This window comes from Nocardioides sp., assembly GCF_051876515.1.
Taxonomy (GTDB): Bacteria; Actinomycetota; Actinomycetes; order Propionibacteriales; family Nocardioidaceae; genus Nocardioides.
On sequence record NZ_JBJEHY010000037.1, the window covers coordinates 1 to 3,869 of the forward strand.

A 3,869-nucleotide genomic window follows, 5' to 3' on the forward strand; every position below is an offset into this window, starting at 1 on the left:
ACCTGCACGGTGCCCTCGTAGACGCCGCTGCCGCTGCTGGTGGTCACCGCGGCCCTGAAGTAGCTGGTGCCGCCGTAGGTGATCCAGCTGTGCGCGGGCTGGATGGCGACGTTGACGGGCGTCGCGGCGTTGGCCGCGGGCGCGAGGGTGACGGGGACGAGACCGAGCAGGGCGCCCGAGACGGCTCCTGCGATGAGACGGGTGATGCGCATGGCATCTCCTTTGCGAGTGGTGATGAGCAGATGCTGTCCGGCTGTCGTGACCCCCACGGCCGCGCCAGAGCAGACCGCACCCCATCCTTCCCAATCCTCAGGAGAGAAAACGTCGCTGGCGGGCAATGGCGTGAAGTGTGCGGAAACGTTGGGTCGGAACGGCACGAGGCCCCACCCGGGAACCGGGCGGGGCCTCGCTGGGCCGACTCAGATGAGCGGCGCGATCGTGCTGGTCCCCGGCGAGACGCCGGGAGCGGTGCGGCGGTAGCGGACCGTGTAGGTCAGCTTGAGGTTGAAGCCGCCGGCGATGTACTGCTTGTCCGCGACGGTGCGGAAGCGGTAGTAGAAGGTGCCGCGCTTTTTGGGCATGGCGATCTTGTAGGCGCCCTGGCCGTTGGTCTTGATCGTCTTGAACTTCTTGAAGCCCGAGGTCTTGCGCTTGGAGACCGTGATGACGATCTTCTTGTTGGCGTACTTCGGGGTGACCTTGCCCTTCATGGTGAAGGTGTTCTTCTTGGGGAAGGTGACCTTGCGGGCGACCTTGACGGTCCGGGTGGCCGAGGTGCTGGCCTGGAAGGTGTCCGAGCCGTAGACGCCGCCGGAGTAGGAGACCCGGTAGGTCGTGTTCTGCTGGGGCTTGACGTTGTTGAAGCGAGTCGCGTCGGACGGGTTGACGTCGAGGGTGCTCAGCGCGGTCCAGCTCTGGCCCTGGTTGGTGCTGGCCTCGAGGGTCAGGGTGCCTGTGGGAACGTAGGCGCTCGCGGCAGGGACGTAGGCCGCGGCGTCGACGTAGCCGGCGGTGCCGTAGGTGAGGGCGGCGTACTGGGCGCCGACTTGCACGGCAGTCGTGTAGTCGGCGGCGTGGGCCGGGGCCGTGACGGCCACGGGGGCCAGACCGAGCAGGCCGGCGGTGACCAGGCCGGCGGTGACGCGGGAGATGCGCATGGGGGGTTCCTTCCGGAAGGTGTGTTCGTCCCGAGACGGGGACGGCGCCGACCACCACCCCCGAGGGCCTCGGTACGAGCCTGCCGCCCGGGCCGACCGTACCCCGCTGGTCCGACGCCGAAACCCCGTGAGCGCCCCGGGTGCGACCAACTCCGCGGAAACGTTGGGTGTCGGTGCCCCGCCCTAGACTGAGGGGGTACCCCCGTGTCGACGACGACCGGGGTTGTTGGGCGTGCACGCGGCACCCCGGCAGGGACGGAGGAGACGTCGTGACGCAGGCACAGCCCGGTACGAACCCGGTGCTCCAGGCACTCACCTCGGCGCTGCAGGACGACCCCGCGTTCGCCGGGTCGATGGCGGACGCGCGCGGGGGCCAGGTGCGCGCGCTGGAGCTGACCGGCCCCTCGTCCCTGCGTCCCTTCGTGGTGCACGGCCTGGTGGAGTCCGGCCGGTTCGTCCTGGCCGTCACCGCCACCAGCCGTGAGGCCGAGGACCTGACCGCCGCGCTCGGGTCCCTGGTGGGTGCGGACCGTGTCGCGCTCTTCCCGAGCTGGGAGACGCTGCCCCACGAGCGGCTCAGCCCGCGCAGCGACACCGTCGGACGCAGGCTGGCCGCGCTGCGCCGCCTCGTCCACCCCGGCTCCGGGGCCACCGACGGCGCCCTCAAGGTGCTCGTGGCGCCGATCCGCTCGGTCCTGCAGCCGCAGGTCAAGGGGTTGGCCGACCTGGTGCCCGTCGACCTGCGCGTCGGGGCGCAGCACGACCTCGAGGACGTGGTCGAGGCGCTGGCCGCTGCGGCGTACCAGCGGGTCGACCTCGTCGAGAAGCGCGGCGAGTTCGCGGTGCGCGGCGGGATCGTCGACGTCTTCCCGCCGACCGAGGAGCACCCGCTGCGGGCGGAGTTCTGGGGGGAGGAGGTCGAGGAGATCCGCTACTTCTCCGTCGCCGACCAGCGCGCCCTGGAGAAGAGCGACCGGCTGTGGGCGACCCCGTGCCGCGAGCTGCTGCTGACCGACGACGTCCGGGCCCGCGCGCGTGCGCTGGGGGAGAGCCACCCGGCCCTGCTCGAGATGACCGACAAGATCTCCGCCGGCATCGCGGTCGAGGGCATGGAGTCGCTGGCCCCGGTCCTCGTGGACGAGATGGAGCTGCTGGTCGACCTGCTGCCCGGCGACGCCCACGTGGTCGTCTTCGACCCCGAGCGGGCCCGCGCCCGCGCCGCCGACCTGGTCGCCACCAGTGACGAGTTCCTCGGCGCGAGCTGGGCAGCCGCCGCGGGCGGCGGCACCGCGCCGATCGACCTCGGCGCTGCCTCGTACCGCTCGCTGGGGGACGTGCGTGAGCAGACCGTCACCGCGGGCACGCCGTGGTGGACGATGGCGCCGTTCGGGATCGCCCAGGACGCGGTCGACGACGCCCTGGGTGTGCCGGTGCGCACCCTGTCCGCGACCGCGGCCGAGGCGTACCGCGGCGACGTCGCCAAGGCGCTGCTCGACGTCAAGGGCTGGCTGGGCCAGGGCTTCCAGGTCACCGTCACCCACCCCGGGCACGGTGCCGCCGAGCGCCTCGTCGAGGTGCTCGGCGAGAACGACGTCCCCGCCACGCTCGCCGCGGGCGGGGCCGCCCCGGGCGGGCGCGGCGTCGTGACTGTCACGACGGCGACCCTCGACAGCGGGTTCGTCGACACCGAGCACCACGTCGCGCTGCTCACCTCCGACGACCTCACCGGCCAGAAGTCCTCGACCCGCGACATGCGGCAGATGCCGGCGCGTCGCAAGAAGCAGATCGACCCCCTCGAGCTCAAGACGGGCGACCACGTCGTGCACGAGCAGCACGGTGTGGGTCGCTTCGTCGAGATGAAGCAGCGGGAGATCGCCGGGGCCACCCGCGAGTACCTCGTCATCGAGTACGGCGCCGCCAAGAGGGGCGCTCCGCCGGACCGGCTCTACGTACCCGCCGACGCGCTCGACCAGGTGACCCGCTACGTCGGCGGGGAACAGCCCTCCCTGGACCGCCTCGGCGGTGGCGACTGGACCAGGCGCAAGAACAAGGCGCGCAAGGCCGTCCGCGAGATCGCCGCCGAGCTGATCAAGCTGTACGCCGCCCGTCAGGCCACCCGGGGGTTCGCGTACGGGCCCGACACCGTGTGGCAGCGGGAGCTGGAGGACGCCTTCCCCTACGCCGAGACCCCCGACCAGCTCTCCACGGTCGAGGAGGTCAAGGCCGACATGCGCAGCGTCGTGCCGATGGACCGCCTGGTCTGTGGCGACGTCGGGTACGGCAAGACCGAGATCGCGGTCCGGGCCGCGTTCAAGGCCGTCCAGGACGGCAAGCAGGTGGCGGTCCTGGTGCCCACGACCCTGCTGGTCACCCAGCACCTGTCCACGTTCACCGAGCGGATGAGCGGCTTCCCGGTGGTGCTCAAGGGGCTGAGCCGGTTCCAGACCGACAAGGAGGCCAAGGAGGTCACCGAGGGGTTGGCCGACGGTTCGGTCGACATCGTCGTGGGCACGCACCGCCTGCTCAACCCCGACATCCGGTTCAAGGACCTCGGCCTCATCATCGTCGACGAGGAGCAGCGCTTCGGGGTGGAGCACAAGGAGCAGATGAAGCGTCTGCGCACCAGCGTCGACGTGCTGTCGATGTCGGCCACGCCGATCCCGCGCACCCTGGAGATGGCGGTCACCGGCATCCGCGAGATGTCGACGATCA

General features: G+C 71.2%; 3 protein-coding genes. 1 reads left to right on the forward strand and 2 read right to left on the reverse strand.

Translation table 11 applies throughout. The features are described from left to right. Positions 1–212: hypothetical protein (locus tag ACI379_RS02280; RefSeq protein ID WP_439790438.1), on the reverse strand; the 212-nt coding region annotated here is incomplete at its 3' end. Between the two features lie 207 nt (positions 213–419). Continuing rightward, a complete protein-coding gene (locus ACI379_RS02285) occupies positions 420–1,157 on the reverse strand; it encodes a hypothetical protein (protein ID WP_439790439.1) in 738 nt (245 codons plus the stop codon). A 353-nt stretch (positions 1,158–1,510) separates the two neighbouring features. On the opposite strand from ACI379_RS02285, the gene ACI379_RS02290 reads away from it, so the two are divergent. After that, the coding region (locus ACI379_RS02290; protein WP_439790440.1) for a DEAD/DEAH box helicase at positions 1,511–3,869 on the forward strand (2,359 nt) is incomplete at its 3' end.